Below are 257 nucleotides of genomic sequence, written 5' to 3' on the forward strand. Positions count from 1 at the left end.
GTGGCGGGTCCGGCGAAGGCGTCCGGGTCGTCGAGGCGCAGGCACGGGCAGGCGGCGCCCTCGCCCTCGCCCGGCACGTCGGTAAGGAGGAGGCGGGCGCCGGCCTGGCGGATGACGGTGTCGCGGCGCTCCGGGGGGGCGTCGGGATCGATGGGGAGGTAGGCGGCGCCGGCCTTGAGGACGGCGAGGATGGCGACGAAGGCGTCGGGGGATCGTTCGAGGCGCAGGGCGACGCGGTGTTCGGCCTGGATGCCGCG

1 protein-coding gene is annotated in these 257 nt (G+C 77.0%); it reads right to left on the bottom strand.

Annotated elements, in window-relative coordinates:
- On the bottom strand, window positions 1–257 hold a 257-nt coding region (locus OWC43_RS23410), incomplete at both ends, for an AMP-binding protein (protein ID WP_393958687.1).

The organism is Methylorubrum sp. POS3 (assembly GCF_043352485.1).
Classification (GTDB): Bacteria; Pseudomonadota; Alphaproteobacteria; order Rhizobiales; family Beijerinckiaceae; genus Methylobacterium; species Methylobacterium suomiense.